General features: G+C 69.1%; 13 protein-coding genes. 7 read left to right on the top strand and 6 right to left on the bottom strand.

Features of this window, described 5'->3' with window-relative positions; genetic code table 11:
* Window positions 1-89: 89 nt before the first annotated feature.
* Together AB0953_RS04020 and AB0953_RS04025 are read right to left on the bottom strand one after the other, a co-directional pair.
* The gene (locus AB0953_RS04020) at window positions 90-1169 is read right to left on the bottom strand and encodes a methyltransferase (protein ID WP_366857809.1); all 1080 of its coding nucleotides are present in this window, start codon (window positions 1167-1169) and stop codon (window positions 90-92) included.
* Window positions 1170-1280: 111 nt separating this feature from the next.
* Window positions 1281-2078, bottom strand: a complete 798-nt coding sequence (locus tag AB0953_RS04025; protein ID WP_366857810.1) for a phenylalanine 4-monooxygenase — start codon at window positions 2076-2078, stop codon at window positions 1281-1283.
* 310 nt (window positions 2079-2388) lie between these two features.
* On the opposite strand from AB0953_RS04025, the gene AB0953_RS04030 reads away from it, so the two are divergent.
* Together AB0953_RS04030 and AB0953_RS04035 are read left to right on the top strand one after the other, a co-directional pair.
* Window positions 2389-3822: an aminotransferase class V-fold PLP-dependent enzyme gene (locus tag AB0953_RS04030; RefSeq protein ID WP_366857811.1), complete on the top strand. Its 1434-nt coding sequence runs from the start codon at window positions 2389-2391 to the stop codon at window positions 3820-3822.
* 68 nt (window positions 3823-3890) lie between these two features.
* Entirely contained in the window at window positions 3891-5213 is a 1323-nt protein-coding gene (locus AB0953_RS04035) for an NAD(P)/FAD-dependent oxidoreductase (protein WP_366857812.1), read from the top strand.
* A gap of 36 nt (window positions 5214-5249) precedes the next feature.
* Here the strand turns inward: AB0953_RS04035 and AB0953_RS04040 are convergent, their stop codons facing one another.
* Entirely contained in the window at window positions 5250-6194 is a 945-nt protein-coding gene (locus AB0953_RS04040; protein ID WP_366857813.1) for a class I SAM-dependent methyltransferase, read from the bottom strand.
* Between the two features lie 376 nt (window positions 6195-6570).
* On the opposite strand from AB0953_RS04040, the gene AB0953_RS04045 reads away from it, so the two are divergent.
* Both AB0953_RS04045 and AB0953_RS04050 read left to right on the top strand, forming a co-directional pair.
* Window positions 6571-8349: a carbamoyltransferase N-terminal domain-containing protein gene (locus AB0953_RS04045; RefSeq protein ID WP_366858164.1), complete on the top strand. Its 1779-nt coding sequence runs from the start codon at window positions 6571-6573 to the stop codon at window positions 8347-8349.
* A gap of 615 nt (window positions 8350-8964) precedes the next feature.
* Window positions 8965-9519: an EF-hand domain-containing protein gene (locus AB0953_RS04050; RefSeq protein ID WP_366857814.1), complete on the top strand. Its 555-nt coding sequence runs from the start codon at window positions 8965-8967 to the stop codon at window positions 9517-9519.
* Between the two features lie 432 nt (window positions 9520-9951).
* On the opposite strand, the gene AB0953_RS04055 is transcribed toward AB0953_RS04050, so the two are convergent.
* The 3 genes from AB0953_RS04055 to AB0953_RS04065 form a co-directional block, all read right to left on the bottom strand.
* Window positions 9952-11250: an NAD(P)/FAD-dependent oxidoreductase gene (locus tag AB0953_RS04055; RefSeq protein WP_366857815.1), complete on the bottom strand. Its 1299-nt coding sequence runs from the start codon at window positions 11248-11250 to the stop codon at window positions 9952-9954.
* Between the two features lie 700 nt (window positions 11251-11950).
* On the bottom strand, window positions 11951-12313 hold the full coding sequence (locus AB0953_RS04060; RefSeq protein WP_366857816.1) for an EF-hand domain-containing protein: 363 nt from the start codon (window positions 12311-12313) through the stop codon (window positions 11951-11953).
* A gap of 782 nt (window positions 12314-13095) precedes the next feature.
* Entirely contained in the window at window positions 13096-14061 is a 966-nt protein-coding gene (locus AB0953_RS04065) for a pirin family protein (protein ID WP_366857817.1), read from the bottom strand.
* Window positions 14062-14166: 105 nt separating this feature from the next.
* On the opposite strand from AB0953_RS04065, the gene AB0953_RS04070 reads away from it, so the two are divergent.
* The 3 genes from AB0953_RS04070 to AB0953_RS04080 all read left to right on the top strand — a co-directional run bounded on the left by AB0953_RS04070 (window position 14167) and on the right by AB0953_RS04080 (window position 16612).
* Window positions 14167-14517, top strand: coding sequence for a tetratricopeptide repeat protein (locus AB0953_RS04070; RefSeq protein ID WP_366857818.1), 351 nt, complete (start codon window positions 14167-14169; stop codon window positions 14515-14517).
* 81 nt (window positions 14518-14598) lie between these two features.
* Window positions 14599-15810: a methyltransferase gene (locus AB0953_RS04075; RefSeq protein ID WP_366857819.1), complete on the top strand. Its 1212-nt coding sequence runs from the start codon at window positions 14599-14601 to the stop codon at window positions 15808-15810.
* Window positions 15811-15838: 28 nt separating this feature from the next.
* Complete coding sequence (locus AB0953_RS04080) at window positions 15839-16612, top strand: MerR family transcriptional regulator (protein WP_366857820.1); 774 nt, start codon at window positions 15839-15841, stop codon at window positions 16610-16612.
* Window positions 16613-16778 lie beyond the last annotated feature (166 nt).

Consider the following 16778-nt stretch of genomic DNA (forward strand, 5'->3'; position numbering starts at 1 on the left):
GCCGCCGCGGCGATGACGCCGCACCACGCCGCTGCCCGACGAATCACCCGCTCCCCCGGCGGACGCTCACAGGAGAACGGGGCGCCCTCTCAGCCAGGGACTACCTCCATCAGGCCAACCGGTGCCTGCGGCAGGTGAAGCGCATGGAGCCGCAGGCCTGCGCGGGCGTAGAGTTCTTCGAACTCCGCGCGACTGCGGACCCGGGCGCTGCCCATGCACATCTGGAACAGGTCGACCGTGCGACCCATGTGGAAGGGGTGCCCCGACGAACCGGTGTCGGTGGGGTGGTCCGCCAGGCAGTCGAGGACCAAGACCCGCCCGCGTACGGGGAGCACGGCCGCCACATTGCGCAACAGCCGCTCCGCGTGTTCGTCGTCCCAGTCCATCAGCACGAAGGACAGCAGATAGGTGTCGCCGCCTGCGGGTACGGCCTGGAACATGTCGCCCCCCGCCACGGAGCACCGGTCTGCCAGCCCCGCGTCCGCCAGTGCCTGAGCGGCGTCGGCGACGGTGGCCGGCTGGTCGAAGAGTGTGCCGTCGATGTGGGGGTTGGCGTTGAGGATCGCAGTCAGCACCTGCCCGAGGCCACCGCCGATGTCGACGATCCGGCGTACGTTTCGATAGTCGTAGGAGAGTGCGGTGGGGATCTGGAGAGCCTTGGCCACCGACACCATCCCGGCATCGAATACCTGCCGCTCCTCGGGCCGACCGTGCAGCCAGGTCCAGTAGCAGTCGGCGCCGAGGACGTCCTGGATGGGGGCGCCACCGGTGGAGACCGCGTGCTGGAGCTGTTCGAAGACCCGCCACATCCACGGCCGGCTCTGGAGCACCGCGAGGTCTCGCATGGACTGGGGGTGGTCGGTGCGGAGGAGCTGTCCCAGCTCGCCGAGGGCGAACACGCCGGGCGAGACCTCACGGACGACTCCGACACCGGTCAGCGAACTCAGCAGCCGGCACAGCCCTCGGGGATCGCAGTCGGTTCGGGCGGCCAGATCATCCACGGTCCGGTGCTGACCGGCGAACGCGTCCGCGATGCCCAGTCGTGCGAACGCACCCACGGCCTGCCCGATCCAGAACCCCAGAGTGATCTCCACCAGCCGCACCGCGGCTGGGTCGTGCACCTGAGTTCCCATGTCGTATGACCGGCTGCCGACATTCGTCGTGGTCATGGATTCGCCACCGCCTTCCCTGCATGCAATTGGAGTGCAAATCCGAGATATACATGCACCCCCGCGAGCTACCTCCGCCGACACCCGGCCCTGCATGAAGAAATTTCGATTTCAAGCACGCACCAAGAAGGAGCGGACTTCACTGACCATTTGCTCGACGGATTGTGCGATGAACAACCGCCCCTGGTAAGTGGAGATGTCGTAATCTGATGCGATCATTTCCTGGATGGAGAATTCCTCGACCAGGCAGGAGTCGAGCTTGGCAAGTTCTCCGCTCGATGACAGGAGGGCCGCTCCGTATGCTTTGGTCCGGCCGTCCTCCTGCACGAGACCTGTCTCCATCGTGAACCAGAAGACCTGGCTGATCTCCTGGAGGTCCTGCTCGGAAGTGGCGTTGTTCGCTGCTTTTCCGAACAGCCGGTAGAGATCGGCGAACTGCGGGTCGGCCAGCATGACGACATGACCGATGAGCTCGTGCAGCATGTCGGGCTCGGGGCTGTAGTGGGGCTGGCTGGGGCAACGCAGATACATGGTCGTCGAGAAGATGTCGTCGCCGAAGCGCCCGTAGAAGTCCCTTACCGGGGCCAGCCCGTCGACCGGGAGCAGACGGAACCCCGTGAGGTTGTTCAGGCGCCGCCCGAGGTCGTCGATCCTGGGCGTGTGGGTGACGGGCAGCGGCAGCCGCTCCTTGGCCCGGAGGTAGCGCGAACTGGCGACGCGGGAGTGCATGGCGTTGAGCTTCGACACCATCGTGCCCCACAGCTCGTCTTCCTCTGCGCTGTAGGTCACCGGGTGCGAGTTGAGCCCGCCCGCCCTGCGGATCGCCTGCGTAATTTCTCTCCTCCGCCGAGCACAGGGCTCGTCAATCCGTCCTCCCGTCTCCGCGCGGTGCTCATTCGCAGGAGTCATGGCTGGTCACCCATCCCCCGTTCCAGTGTTTTAAGGACGCTGCGCACGAGAAACTCTTCCACTCGGGGCGCCCGGTTGAGGGATCCCACGCCGGGCACCTGCGACCTCGTCAGGCGACCGAATAGGGTGAACTCCCGCCTTTTGGCTCTGTCTTCTCGCCCAGGGGTGCTTGACTGAGCACCGCAGCCATTCCCGCGCAGATCGCCGGGCGCTGCGGTATGAAAAAAGCCCGACTCTAGGGGAGTCGGGCTGGGAATCCACGCCAATCATTTGGAGTACGGTGTCGGGAAGCAGTGTCGTGCGTGGGCATATGACGCCCGATGAGTTCCGCCGCTACGGCCGGCAGGTGATCGACTGGATCGCCGCCTACCAGGAGAAGATCGAGTCGTACCCCGTGCGGTCCCAGCTCGTACCGGGTGAGGTGTTGGACGCGCTGCCGCAGAGCCCGCCGGAGACCGGTGAGGGGTTCGAGGGGGTCATGGCGGACTTGGACCGGGTGCTGCTGCCCGGCATCACGCACTGGCAGCATCCTTCGTTCTTCGCGTACTTCCCGGCCAACGCCAGCGGTCCGGCAATTCTGGGCGACCTCCTCTCGTCCGGGCTGGGCGTTCAGGGCATGCTGTGGGCGACCAGTCCGGCCTGCACCGAGCTCGAGACCCGGGTGATGGACTGGCTGGTGCACCTGTTGGGACTGCCGGACACGTTCCGGGGGAACGGGGTCATCCAGGACTCGGCGTCCAGCGCAGCGCTGGTGGCAGTCGTCGCCGCGCTGCACCGGGCCGGCGATGGGAAGCCGAGGCGGGAGGGCATCACCGCGCGGTACACGATCTACACCAGCTCGGAGACCCACTCCTCGCTGGTGAAGGCCGCACGGATCTGTGGGATCGGCGCGGCTGCCGTGCGGGTGGTGGACGTCGATCAACAGACCCTGGGCATGGACCCGGCCTGTCTGGAGACGATGATCGCCCAGGACCGCGCGGCCGGTGCCGTTCCGCTGCTGGTGTGCGCAACCGTCGGCACCACCTCCACTACCGCGATCGACCCGGTTCCCGAGGTCGGCGCGGTGTGCCGCGACAACGGCGCCTGGCTGCACGTGGACGCGGCCTATGCGGGCGTGGCGGCGGTGTGCCCGGAACTGCGGTGGCTCAACGATGGACTGGCCCAGTACGCCGACTCCTACGTCACCAACCCGCACAAGTGGATGCTCACCAACTTCGACTGCACCGCGATGTGGGTGGCCGACCGCGCACCGCTGGTGGGCGCGCTCTCGGTCCTCCCCGAATACCTGCGCAACCAGGCCACCGCCTCCGGCGAGGTCATCGACTACCGCGACTGGCAGATCCCGCTCGGCCGCCGCTTCCGAGCGCTCAAGCTGTGGTCGGTGATCCGCTGGTACGGCGCGCAGGGGCTGCGGGCACACATCCGCAGCGGCATCGGCCTGGCGCGGGAGCTGGCCGGGTGGATCGAGGCCGACACGGCGTTCCACCTGCACCCGCACCACCCGCTGGGCCTGGTCTGCTTTCGCCCGCTGTGGCCTCGGCTGTCCGCCACGGAGGCGGACGCGGCCACGCTGCGGGTGATGCAGCGGCTGAACGACTCCGGCGATCTGTACCTCACCCACACCAAGGCCGGCGGCCGGGTACTGCTGCGCATGGCCATCGGCGCGCCGGCCACCGGACAGCGGCACGTGCGACTGGCCTGGGACCGGATCGCCGCCGAGGTGCGCGCCGAGACCGCACCCTGACCCCGGCGAGGCGACCGAGCCGCTTCGTACCACGCGCCGAAACCTCGGCCGACCCTTCAGGAGCACACATGCACGACGTGATCATCATCGGCGGCGGCATCTCCGGCGCCACCGCCGCACGCGAACTGGGGACAGCCGGGCATTCAGTGGTGCTGCTGGAAGCCCGCGACCGCCTCGGGGGGCGCACCTGGACCTGTACCTTCCCCGGCACCGGCACAGCCGTCGACCTCGGCGGCATGTGGCTGGGCCGCCGCGACACCTTCCGCCACATCTACGCCGAGGCCGACCGCTATCACCTGCCCGTCGTCCAAAGCCCCAGTACGACCGTCAGCAGCCTGATCATCGACGGCATGCGCCACACTGACCCGCAGGCCCTGCCCCCCGGCTACGGTGCCGAAATCAATGAGGCTGTCCGGCGCATCACCGAGACCGCCCAGGCCACTCTCCCCTACCTCCACGTCCCCGACCGCACCCGTCCGCTGGACGTGTCGGTCCGCCAGTACCTGGGCACGCTCGGCCTGTCCCCCACAGTGGTCGCCACGCTCAGTCAGCAGGCGTCGGTGCACTACGGGGCCCCCGCCGACGAGATCTCCGCCCTGTACCTTCTCGGCGAGATCGCCAGCCGCTACACCCCCTTCGCGCAGCAGACGCTGGCCCTCGATGTCCTCGACAGCTTCCGCGACGGGACGAAGGCACTCCTGGGCGCCCTCATCGCCGATGCGGGCGCCGAGGTCCACCTCTCCTCACCCGTTCGCCGTGTCGCCCAGACCTCCGACCACGTCGAGGTCATCACCGACGCCGAGGAGCGGTTCCTCGCCCGCACCGCGATCGTCGCCACTCCATTGAACTGCTGGCAGGGCATCGACTTCAGCCCGGCCCTGCACCCCGCGAAGCAGGCCGTCACCGCCCAGGGGCACGCCGGTCACTTCGCCAAGGTCTGGCTGCTGGCCGAGGGCCTGCCCGAGCCGCACTTCTTCGCCGCGGGAAGCCCGGACGGATTCCAGTGGATCCGCACCGAAAGGGTCACCGACCAGGGCAGCCTGCTCACCGGCTTCGGTGACCCCGTGGCCTCCCCCGACCTGTACACCCTGGGCGGGGCGCAAAAGGCCCTGGCCGCTTACGCGCCCGCAGCCCGTGTCAAGGCGGTGCACAGCCACGACTGGAACCACGACCCCTACGCCCGCGGTACCTGGATCGCCTACCGCCCCGGCTGGCTCACCACGCACGGGCCCGCCATCAGCGCCCCAGAAGGACGCATCGCCTTCGCCGGAGGTGACACCTCCACCAGCTACAACGCCTTGTGGATGGACGGCGCCGTCGAAACCGGCATCCGCGCCGCCGCCCACACCCGCGCTCTGCTCAACACACCGGTCTCCACCGCTCGTGTCTGACGCGGCGTCGAGAGAGCGTACGTGAATGCCCGGCGCTCAGCGCGCGCCGGGTCCCGGACCGTCGCCGAACGGCAGCAGATTGCCCGCGATGCGAGGTACGCAGCGGTCGAGGCCGGCGCCGCGGCCGGCGAGCACCTCGAAGCCGGTGGGCCGCAGCCGCAGCTCGATCGCCCGCAGTCGGTCGAGGTTTCCCAACTCGCGGACGCGGTGCCGCAGGGCCGGTCGGTCGAAGAGGTCCTCGGGGCGCACGAATACCGCGCCACCGTTGGTTTCCGCCTCCTCGCCCGCGAGGTCGACGAGGCCGATGCCGCCCGGGTGGTAGACGCGGTCCGCGGCCAGCCAGGTCACCGGCAGGCCCGCGAACAGCTCGGGCATGTCGGCGAAGCGCATCGGGTGGACGACGGGGTTGAGGTAGGCGTCGGCGTCCGCGACGTCCTGTTCGGCAGGGGTGAGCGGGGTACCGGTCCAGCCGGCGGGGAAGCCGTAGTCCGCGAGGGACAGTTCGAGTCCGAGGTCGCGGATCGTGGCGAGCCCGCCCTCGTGGCTGCCGGGCGGCGTGAGCAGTCGCACGAGCTCCCGGTCCAGCATCCGGCTGTGTTCGCCGACCGCGTCGTACAGCCACAGATGGATCAATCCGTCGTTCGCCATGTGCTCGGTGAGCCACTGCAACCCGGCCCGCGGTGAGGGGAGATGATGCAGGACTCCGCAGCAGACCACGAGGTCGAACCGGCGCCGCAGGTCCAGTTCGGGCATGCTGCCGTGCACGAGTTCGACGTTGGTCACCCCGTGCCACTCGGCGCTCCGCCGCGCGATCTCGATGGAGCGGCGGCAGGCGTCCACCCCCGTGAACCGGGCCCGGGGGTACCGCCGGGCGAGCGCCAGCAGGATGGAGCCGGTGCCGCACCCGGCATCGAGCACCTCCCAGCCCTCCAGTCCCGAGTCGCGCAGGACGAAGGGGAGTTGGTCGGCGATCATGTCCATGAGCGGAGCGTCCTCCGCCGGGGACGGGAACGGAAAGTATTCGTAGAGGCTTGCCACATCGGTTGTCGTCATTTCGGGTGCCGCCTTCGTGCTGTCGAATGTGAGGCCGTTATCAGAAGTGGCGATTCCCGAAGACTGCCGGGCATGCTGGGCCGATATCCGAAACCGCCACAGAAAGAGCCTCGGAGCAGCACAGCATCCGGGTTAGTCATATTCGGCCGGTCGGGCGAATCGTGTAACCCCGGGGCATGAAGCATGCGCCCACGGGCACACCGCTGTAAGCCTCCGGCCACCGCTGAGACCACTGGTCAGCGTTGCGGGGGCAGGCTGCTGCCCCGTTGCGGAAGCCCAAGGGGAACTGAGGAACCCACCCTTGGTGAAGCCTGAAAAGCCATTTCACAATCCACCCGTTCGCCTACGGGACGGGGGGCGCAGAAGAGACACCTCAAAGAAGAGAGAATATGAAATGCTGATCTGCGGGCTGAAGCTCACCCATGACGGTGGGGTCGCCGTCATCGAGAACGGCAAACTGCTGTGCAGCATCGAGATGGAGAAACTGGCGGGCAACCCACGCTTCCAGCCGCTGGATCGGCTGGAAGTCGTCGAGGAAGTACTGGCCGGGGAGGGCGTGGGACTGTCCGACCTCGATGCCGTGGCGGTCGACGGGTGGATGGCGGCACCGGGCGAGCCCGCACCGATCCTGCGGGAGGTCACGCACCACGGGCGGCCCCTAGCCCTCGAGGTGGCACCGTACAGCGAAGAGGACGCCGCCTCCGGGGTGGCGCTGAGCCGCTACGAGTTCGCCGGCCTGCCGCTGGGAGACGGCGTCACCCCGTACGCCAGTTATCACCACGTGACGCAGCACCTGCTCGGCGCTTACTGCACCAGCCCGTTCGCCGCCCGCGGCGAGTCCGCACTGGCGATCGTCTGGGACGGCGGCACCGTTCCCCGGCTGTACCGGGTGGACGCCTCGCCGTTTCAGGTACGGAGCCTGGGTCCCCTCTTCCCCGTCTACGGCAACGCCTTCGCCGACTACTGCGCCCAGTGGGACCCGTTCCGCTCCCCGGACGCGGCGCGACAGCACCAGCAGGAGATCAGCAATGCCGCGGTACCCCGGAACCTCGACGTCGCGGGCAAGGCAATGGCGTATGCCGCCCTGGGACGGGACGAGCCGGACCTGTACCGGTTCTTCGACACCCAACTGGACCGCATTCCACTCACTTTCGACACCGGGATCGAACTGGCCGAGTGGTTCCGCGACCACCGTGCCGCGGTGTGGCCTGGCGGCTCGGACGCCGACTTCATCGCGAGCTTCCAGGGCTATCTCGGCACCAGGCTGCTGACCGCGGTGCGCAAGCGCATGGCGGAGCTCGCTCCCGACGTGCGCAGCCCGAATCTCTGCATGTCGGGCGGGTGCGCCCTCAACATCAAGTGGAACAGTCTGATCCGGACCAGCGGCCTCTTCCGCGAGGTATGGATTCCGCCGTTCCCGAACGACTCCGGTGCCGCGATCGGCACGGCGGTCGCGGAGATGGTCTGTCAGGAGGGCAGAACCGCTTTGGACTGGGGCGTGTTCAGCGGCCCGCGGCTGCTGCCGGTGACCGACGTGCAGGGGTGGACATGGGAGCCGTGCGACGCCGCCGGGCTCGCCAAGGTGCTCCACGAGACCGCGGAGCCGGTCGTCGTCCTCAACGGGCGGGCCGAGTTGGGGCCTCGCGCGCTCGGAGGCCGCAGCATCCTCGCCCCGGCCACTGACCCCAAAATGAAGGACCGGCTCAACGACATCAAGAGCCGCGCCGACTACCGTCCGGTCGCCCCCATCTGCTTGGAACACCGGGCACCCGAGATCTTCTCCCCCGGTTGCCCCGACCCGTACATGCTCTTCGACCACGCGGTGCGCCCCGCGTGGCACGAGAAGATCCCGGCCGTCGTCCACCTCGACGGCACGGCCCGGCTCCAGACCGTGACCGAGCGCGACAACCCGCTGCTGGCGGCGGTTCTCACGGAGTACGAGCAGCTCAGCGGCGTACCGGTGCTGTGCAACACCAGTGCCAACGACAAGGGACACGGCTTCTTCCCCGACGTGCGCGCGGCAGCACGCTGGGGCCGCGCAGACCTGCTGTGGTCGGACGGGCGCCTGTACTCCCGGCAGTGACCACGCACATCGCCGCTCGACCACGCCACACACCGGAACACCGGGTCCGGTGACAAGAACGACTCACGTCCGACAGGGAGTGCAGCACAGTTTAGTGTTCCCTTGACGCAGCATCAGATCAGCATCTGTTCACCTGTCGCCGCCTACACCAGGCCTCGCCCGGTGTGGGCAGCGACAGAGCACCACACCATGGGACGAACACAGGCTCGTTCATGCCGAACACCGCGGGCGCAGGCTGCCCCGGGCCGACGATCGGCTTCGCATACAGCTTGCCGACCTCGCTCGCCGCAACGTTCCAGGGCGTGCACCAGGACCTTCGCCCGCGGAATCCGGAGCACGAGGGGCGTCCCTGTGTCCCTCCTGGTCAGAGCTCGAGCCGGTCTGGGGCCCGTAGCGGTGGCCTCGTGCCGCCGCCACGCGCGGCCGGCCAGTGCACCAGTCCGCTTCGATACCTGATCGACTGGGGAGCGTAGACCAAAAAGTCCAAAACAATCACCCTACCTGGTGTTATTTGCCCACAAGCAGCTATTTAGCAGCTCTTGTCAGCGATCTTGTGGTTAGCCTCGTGGCGGGCGCGCCAGAGCGCCCCACGACCTCACTCCCGGAAGGGCAATCATGACCACTACCGCCACCGACCCGATCACTCTCAAGCTTGAAGCGCTGTTCAAAGCGACCGACACCGACAACGACGGCTACGTCGACTGGAGCGACTACCAGCGGATCATCGACCGCTACCTCAGCGCGTACAAGATCGACAAGAAGGACCGCAAGGCGCAGTCGCTGACGATCGCGTACCAGATGTACTGGACGGAGCTCCTGCGCCACGCGGGCGGCAACGACCGCCTGGACCGGGAGCAGTTCGCCCACGCCAACCGCGCGGCGAGCGTCGACACCAGCCGCTACAACATGATGGAGTGCATCCCGCACGCCATCTTCGACATCGCGGACACCAACGGCGATAACGCCATCAGCAAGGCGGAGTTCAAGCAGTTCCTGGACCTGTTGTGGGGCAGCAAGGCGCCGGACGCGATGGACACCTTCGCGCGGCTGGACACCGACGGTGACGGCGTCATCAGCCGCCACGAGTACATCCGCGCGATCAGGGAGTTCTTCCACTCGCCGGACCTGGATGTCCCCGGCAGCCTGTTCTTCGGGCACCTGTCCGCCTGACGCACGGTCCGCAGCCAGCACGGCGGACCCTGCCGGATATTCGCTTGCTGTGATGCGGCGCGGTCGTTGCCGTGCGCGCAGCCGCTTGGTCGGCGTCCACGCAGCGTTCCGGCCCGGAACCATGAATGGTGGCTCCGGGCCGGAACGCTGCGGACTGTACGGGTCTCGTCCTCGGTCTTCGGTGCGCGCAATAGCAGCGGCTCCGGCGCCGGAGGCGACCTGAACATACGCCGCATCCAGGGCGGGGGCGAGTTCTGCAAGGTGTCCGGCCGGTTCGCTCTCCAGCCCGAGCGCGGTGAGCACCTTCGGCACGGCGGCATCTGTCCCCGGCCAGTAGCTTCGCGCGGGGCACCTCCAGCAGTCACCGTGCTTGACGAACACATCCCGCCGGCGCAGCGAACGGTGCAGGTGCTCCAGGAGGTGAGAGGGGGGTTACCGGGCGAGGATGACGCTGACCTCATCAGCCGCATGACGACCGCTGTGCACTGCGCCCTCGATCCAGATGCGCCAGACCGAGTCGTCGAGATCGGTTCCGGCGAACACGACACGTCCCTCCGGCTCATTCATCGCACGCAGGAAGTCGTACGCCTCGCCAGGGGGGTCGATGCGGTAGGTCCCGTCGAACAGCGGGTCGGCGTTCCAGTCGTAGGCGTCCACTGCCAGCACCTCGGCCTCGGGGTAGTACTCGCGCACGGCGTCCTCGACCTGCTCCCGATTCCTCAGGTCGAGCTTGGTGCGTTCCCCGCCGAAGCCCATGAGCAGGCACGAACCGTCAGGGTACTCGTGGCCGAGACACAGAGCCTGCAAGGTGCCCAGGCCGAGTGCGAACGGCCGGGCCGGGACGTGCCGCACCAGCATTGAAGGCTTGGTGGCGCGGCCGACGTGGTTCTCCTTGAGGAAGCGCTGCTTGTCGCCGGCTAGGACGGGCCGGAAGTCGATGTGGCGAAGGACGTTGGTGGGCACGGCCACGACGCACGAGCGAGCCCGCACGCACTCACCGTGGCGCGTGCGGACCGTCACCCCGTCCTCACCCTGCTCGATCTGCGCGACGTGGTGGTCCAGGCGGATTTCAAGGCGGGACTGTTCGACCATGCGGTCGAGCAGCGTCTCGGCGCCGCCGACGATGCGTTCCGTCAGCGCGCCGAAGAAGCCGTACGGGCTGTGGCCGAACCCGGCTGTCTGGGCAATGAAGCCGAGCATCGACACCTTGCGCGGATCCGCTCCGGCGTACCAGGCCAGCGCCGCGTAGACCAGGTCCCGCGTGGCTGGTCCCAGCTGGAGGGGGGCCATGAAATCGTCCACCGAGACGTCCAGGTCGCGGATCGGCTGCCTGCTGAGGCGTTGGGAGGGTGCGATCCGTTTCGATGCGTCCCTCAGGTGCCCGACGACACGCTCCAGGTCCGCGATCTCGCCTGCGGGCACTGGGAACGAACGCAGGACACCGTCGGTGATGAATGCGGCACTTGCGGGCATCGCGTCCTCGGCCAGCGCGATACCGTAGCGACCGATCTCGCGCCGGATCTCGGGCTGCAGCTCACGGTTGACCCAGCTGCCGCCAAGATCGACAGTCAGGTCCTCCTGTCCCTTGAACGGACGTGTGTACGTGCGGCCGCCGATGCGTGTTCCCGCTTCGAGGAGCACGACGGAGCGTCCGCGGTCGACGAGGTCACGGGCTGCCGTGACCCCAGCGAAGCCTCCTCCCACCACTACTGCGTCATACGTTGCGTTCACTGGGCGATCTTTCTGCCGGTGCTGTGTGCCGATGACAGTGGTTCCCCAAGCCGAACAGGCCCGCGCGTGACGCAGAACGTGATGAGCAACTTGGTGCGGCCGAGCTTACGCATGGCCGGGCTTGCGCGTGGCGGTGTCGGCTAGGCCTACTGGGTGAAGTTCTCGGCGAAGCGGCCGTGCTGGCTGTGTCGGTTTCTGCGGGAGTCGTTTCGTCGTGACTACGGGAGTCGTTCTGGAAGAACGCGACAATCCCTGGCCTCATCCGGCGGCAGACCGGCAGGGCGTCCGAACGACCGCACCGGATCCAGGCCGCACCGCACAAGCGCGCTACGGCCGTCCCGGGATGCCTCGGCGTCCCCGCCGGGCCGTCGCACAGCCGCCGCAGCGCCGCGCCGACCCAGCTGCGCGGCCCCTGACCAGCTGCTCGCCAGCGCCGAGGCGGCAGACGCCGAGGCCCAGGCCGCACCAGCCCACGACCCGTGTCCTTTTGGCCTCGGCGGGCCGCTCACCGCCGAGGGCCGGGCCGGGCACGCGCCTGGCACCCCGGGCGGCCCGGGCGCAGGCCAGGAGCGTGGCGGGCCGGCAGTGTGCGGATGGCGGTGCCGTCCCGGCACGCTTCGGCAGGTCAGACGTGGCGAGTGGCACGGCACGGTCGTGCGTCATCACACGGCCAGAGGGGTTCCTGTGCGGTGAGGGATGGTCAGTTCAGCATCTTGTGTAGGAACTCGTCCTTGGTGATGTAGCCGTCGCGGTCGAACGCCTTGAAGGCCTTGTCGAGGGCCTCGGCCTGCGACTCCTTCGACGTGTCCTTGTCCTTCGACATGACGACGAACTCTTCGAACCCGATCCGGCCGTCCTCGTCGACGATGTCGGCTTCCTTGACCATGTTCGCGATGTCCTTGTCGGACAGGTTCTGGCCCATGCTCTGGACAGTGCGCTTGAGCTCGGAGGGCTCGATGTACCCGCTGCCGTCCTTGTCGAACAGGAGGAACGCGGTCCGCATGTCCTGCAGCTGCTCCGGCTCGATCCCGTTCCCCTTTGTCCCGCAAACCGCCTCGGTCATCGGCGACGTCCCGGTCGCCGGCTTGTTGCTCGGCGACGTCCCGGATTTGCCGTAGGCGAGACGGCATGCCCGCTCGGGCCGGAGTCGCTTCGCGTACCCACCCGGTCCCGGCGGACGGCGCACCAAGCCCGTCGCACACGCACCTTGCGGACTCAGCGTGACCAAACAAGTTGCACCAGAGCCGGCTCTGGGCGACTAAGCCAAGGTGGCAGGTTCGGCGAGCTGCGCGCCCGGCGTCCAGGCCCCGCCCCAGCTCCGTCAAGTGCTCCTTTAGGGCATGTCCAGGCTCAAGGCCGCCAGGGCGTCTCCGCGTGAAACCATGGCGGGTGCGCCTGACCGGTGGACCCGAACGTCCAGTTACCTCAGAGCCGCAGGCCTCCGACGAGCACCCGGCTTGCGGCACCGTCCGGCGGGGAGACTGGGCAGGCGAAGGTGTTGTCACTTGTGCACAAGAGCCGCCACGCACACTTCATCCATGCGTCGCACGCCCGGGGATCCGAAGTCACGACCGTAGGGGTCCGACGGCGCAGCGGCGGCCACCCCTGCCCTTCGTAGGCAAGAGGGCTTGCCTGACCGGCAGCCAAATCTAACTACTAGTCAGTAAAGTCGGCAAAGGGTCAGCATTGGTTCGACCAAACTTGGTGACAGCGTGCAACACGTGAGACTCGAATGTCGACTCCGCAGGCTCTCGCACCGTCTCCGGCGACCTCCCCTGCGAAGTCGAAACCGGAGGGCCGGGAGCGCGCACCGCACCCGACCCTCGCCCCACACAAACAAGCAGGTCAACGGACCCTTCCCCTGGGCTTCAGGTGGGTCGGAGGGAGCTCCGGAGCGGGAAGCGGAGCGCCGTCGTAGCCCTTTACCTCGCCGAAGCGTGTGCCATTCATCCAGTCCTCTCGGGCCTGGGCGATCTCCTCGTGGGAGCGGCCGATCCAGTTCCAGAACATGACGATCTCCTCCTCGAAGGGTTCGCCGCCGAGGAGCATCACCGAGGCGTCCGAGGCGGCGCGCAGGGGGAGGTCGGGGCGGCCGCAGCCCAGGTAGAGCATGGAGCCCGGCAGGAGCGGGACGCCGTCGACGTGGGCCTCGCCGGACATCGACAGCACGGCGTACTCGAAGTCCGGCTCCAGCGGGAGCCGGGTCTCGGTGCCCGCCGCCAGGGTGATGTCCGCGCCGACGATCGGGCTGTAGGCCGTGCCCGGGGAGGTGGCGGTGTCCAGGGTGCCGAGGATCACCGTCGCGGACAGGCCGGGGGCGGTGACGTGCGGGAGCTCGGCGTGGTGCTGGAAGTGCGGCTCCACGTTGCGGTGGGCGTCCGGGAGGGCGACCCACAGCTGGGCGCCGTGGAGCAGGCGGCCGTGGGAGCGGGGGCTCTCCTCGGAGTGGCTGATCCCGCGCCCGGAGGTCATCAGGCCCAGCTCGCGCGGCCGGATGGTCTCCAGGCTGCCCACGCTGTCGCGGTGCAGCACCTCCCCTTCGTGCAGCCAGCTCACGGTCTGGAGCCCGGAGTGGGGGTGGGGTGCGACCTGCATGCCGGGCTCGCCGGCGATGTCGTCCGGGCCGTAGTGGTCGACGAAGCACCAGGCGCCCACCATGCGGCGGCCCAGGTTCGGCAGGAGTCGACGGACCTCGGTGGACTCACCGAGCTTGACCGTACGCGGCGACAGGAGCTCCCGCACGGGTTCGGCCACGACGAATCCGCGGCCTCCGCAGGCGGAGAGTGCGGGCTGGCGATCGAGATTGCTCATACCCCCAACCTAGTACCGTCCCCGCCCCGGCGTTCCCCGGAATGCGCAGCTGCTGTCACGTGTTGGAGGGGGCGGACGCAGCACCCGAACGGCGGAAGGGACACGATGAGCGCGCCGACGGCGTACTACGAGCACGGGACGGCGGCCGAGCGCTGGTCGCGCGCCCGCCTCTTCTTCGACGCGAAGGACTACGCGGCGGCCGCCCGCGTCCTGGAGTCGGTGACGGCCGAGGCCCCCGAGCAGCTGGCGCCGCGGCTGCTGCTGGCCCGCGCCTGCTACCACTCCGCGCAGCTCGGCCGCGCCGAGCGGGAGCTGCGCGCCATCCTGGAGCGCTGGCCGGTGGAGGACTACGCGCAGCTGATGCTGGGCCGCACCCTGGAGCGCCAGGGCCGCGCCGCCGAGGCGGCGCCGTACCTGCGGCTCGCCGCTGCGATGGCCGGGGAGTTCCCGGAGTAGGCCCCGGGCCCGCACGGTGGGGCGGGCCCCGCACCGCGTGTGCGGGGCCGGGGTCCCGGCTCCGCTAGCCTGGGGGGCACGATGAACCGTCTGACCACGCCTTTCGGCTCCTACGAGCTCACCCGCTTCCCCGAGGACCCGCGCGACCGGCTCCGCGCCTGGGATGCCGCCGACGAGTACCTGCTGCGCCACCTGGACTCCGGTACGGGCGAGCGCGGCCCGGTGGACCTGTCCGGGGCCGGGCAGATCACCGTGTTCGGGGACCGCTGGGGGGCGCTGGTGACGGCCTTGGCCGCCCACCGGCCGACCCAGATCACCGATTCGTACCTGACGCGCGCCGCCACGGAGGCCAACCTGAGGCGCGCGGGGGCGGCCGAGGGCGCCGTCACCCTGCTGACGACGCAGGACCCCCCGCCGGAGCGGATCGACGTGCTGCTGGTACGGGTGCCCAAGAGCCTGGCGCTGCTGGAGGACCAGTTGCTGCGGCTGGCCCCGCACGTGCACGCGGGCACCGTGGTGGTCGGTACGGGCATGGTCAAGGAGATCCACACCTCCACGCTGAACCTGTTCGAGCGGATCCTCGGGCCCACCAGGACCTCGCTCGCCGAGAAGAAGGCCCGGCTGATCTTCTGCACGCCGGAGGTGGCCGCGAGCGGCGCGGCCCCGCAGGCGCCCGCCGCCGGCACCTGGCCGCTCACGTACACCCTCGACCGGGACGCCGGCTCGGGCGCCGGCCTGACCGCGGTCAACCACGCCGGCATCTTCTGCGCGGACCGCCTCGACGTCGGCACCCGCTTCTTCCTCCAGAGCATCCCGAACAACACGGCCGGGGCCCGCGTCGTGGACCTCGGCTGCGGCAACGGCATCGTCGGCACGGCGGTCGCCGTGGCGGACCCGGACGCGGAGGTCGTGTTCGCGGACGAGTCCTACCAGGCGGTCGCCTCCGCGCGGGCCACGTACGAGGCGAACGTCCGCGGCGGCCGCCGAGACCGGGCCGAGTTCCTCGTCGGCGACGGGCTCGCGATGCTGCCCGCCGGCTCGGTGGACCTCGTCCTGAGCAACCCGCCCTTCCACTCCCACCATGCGACGACGGACGCGACGGCGCTGCGGATGTTCGCGCAGGCGCGGCGGGCGCTGCGGCCCGGGGGCGAGCTGTGGATCGTCGCCAACCGCCACCTCGGCTACCACACGCACCTGCGCCGCCTCTTCGGCAACAGTGAAGTCGCCGCGAGCGAACCGCGGTTCGTGGTGTTGCGGGCCGTCAAGCGGGAGAAGCGCGCGCGGCCCATGTGACCTGCCGGTACGTCCTACACTCGGCCGCGTGAGCAGCCTGGTGCACGAAGACGCGGCGGACGACGGCACGAGCGGCGGCGCCGGCCGCTACCGCCGCGAGGACCTGGCCCGCGCGGCCGGCGTCAAGGTGCGCAACCTGCGCTACTACCAGGAGCGGGGGCTGCTGCCGCCGCCGCGCCGCGAGGGCCGGATCGCCTGGTACTCCGAGGACCACCTGACCCGGCTGCGCCTGATCAGCGACCTGCTCGGGCGCGGCTACACCGTCAACGGCATCGGCGAGCTGCTGCACGCCTGGGAGGCGGGCGGCGGCCTGTCCCAACTGCTGGGGATGGAGCGGGAGATGACCCGCGACTGGGTCCGGGAGGAGCCGGTCACCATGAGCCTGGCCGAGCTCGGCGAGCTCTTCGGCCCGGCGGCCACGGCCGAGGACACCCGGCGGGCGGAGCGGCTCGGGTACGTACGCATCGAGGGCGACCGCGTCACGCACCGCAGCCGGCGGCTGCTGGAGGCGACGCTGACCCTGGTGCGCCAGGGCGTGCCGCTCGCGGAGATCCTGGACGCGGGGGACTTCCTCCAGGTCCAGGCGGGCGCGCTCGCCGACCGGTTCGTCGGGCTGTTCCGGCGGCATGTGATCGGGGCGGACGGGCTGGGGCGGCTTTCGGCCACGCAACTGGATCACATCGGCGCGGCCGCGGCGGCGCTGCGGCCCGTGGCGCGCGAGGTCGTGGCCGCGGAATTCGCCAAGGCGATGGCCCTGCGCATGGAGGCGGAGGTCGCCGAACTGCTGCGGTCACAGCAGTGACCGACCGGTAGGAGTCGACCGAAAGGGCACGCTCGAACAACCTTGCCAACCGTCATTGGCACTCTTACATTCAACTCGTCGGTAACAACGGTGCACAGCCGAAATAAGGGACGATCTCATGACGGACTCCCCTTACTCCCACTTATCGGATGTATCCGGCCCACCC

Origin of the sequence: Streptomyces sp. NPDC046866 (genome assembly GCF_040704625.1) — a bacterium.
Taxonomy (GTDB): Bacteria; Actinomycetota; Actinomycetes; order Streptomycetales; family Streptomycetaceae; genus Streptomyces.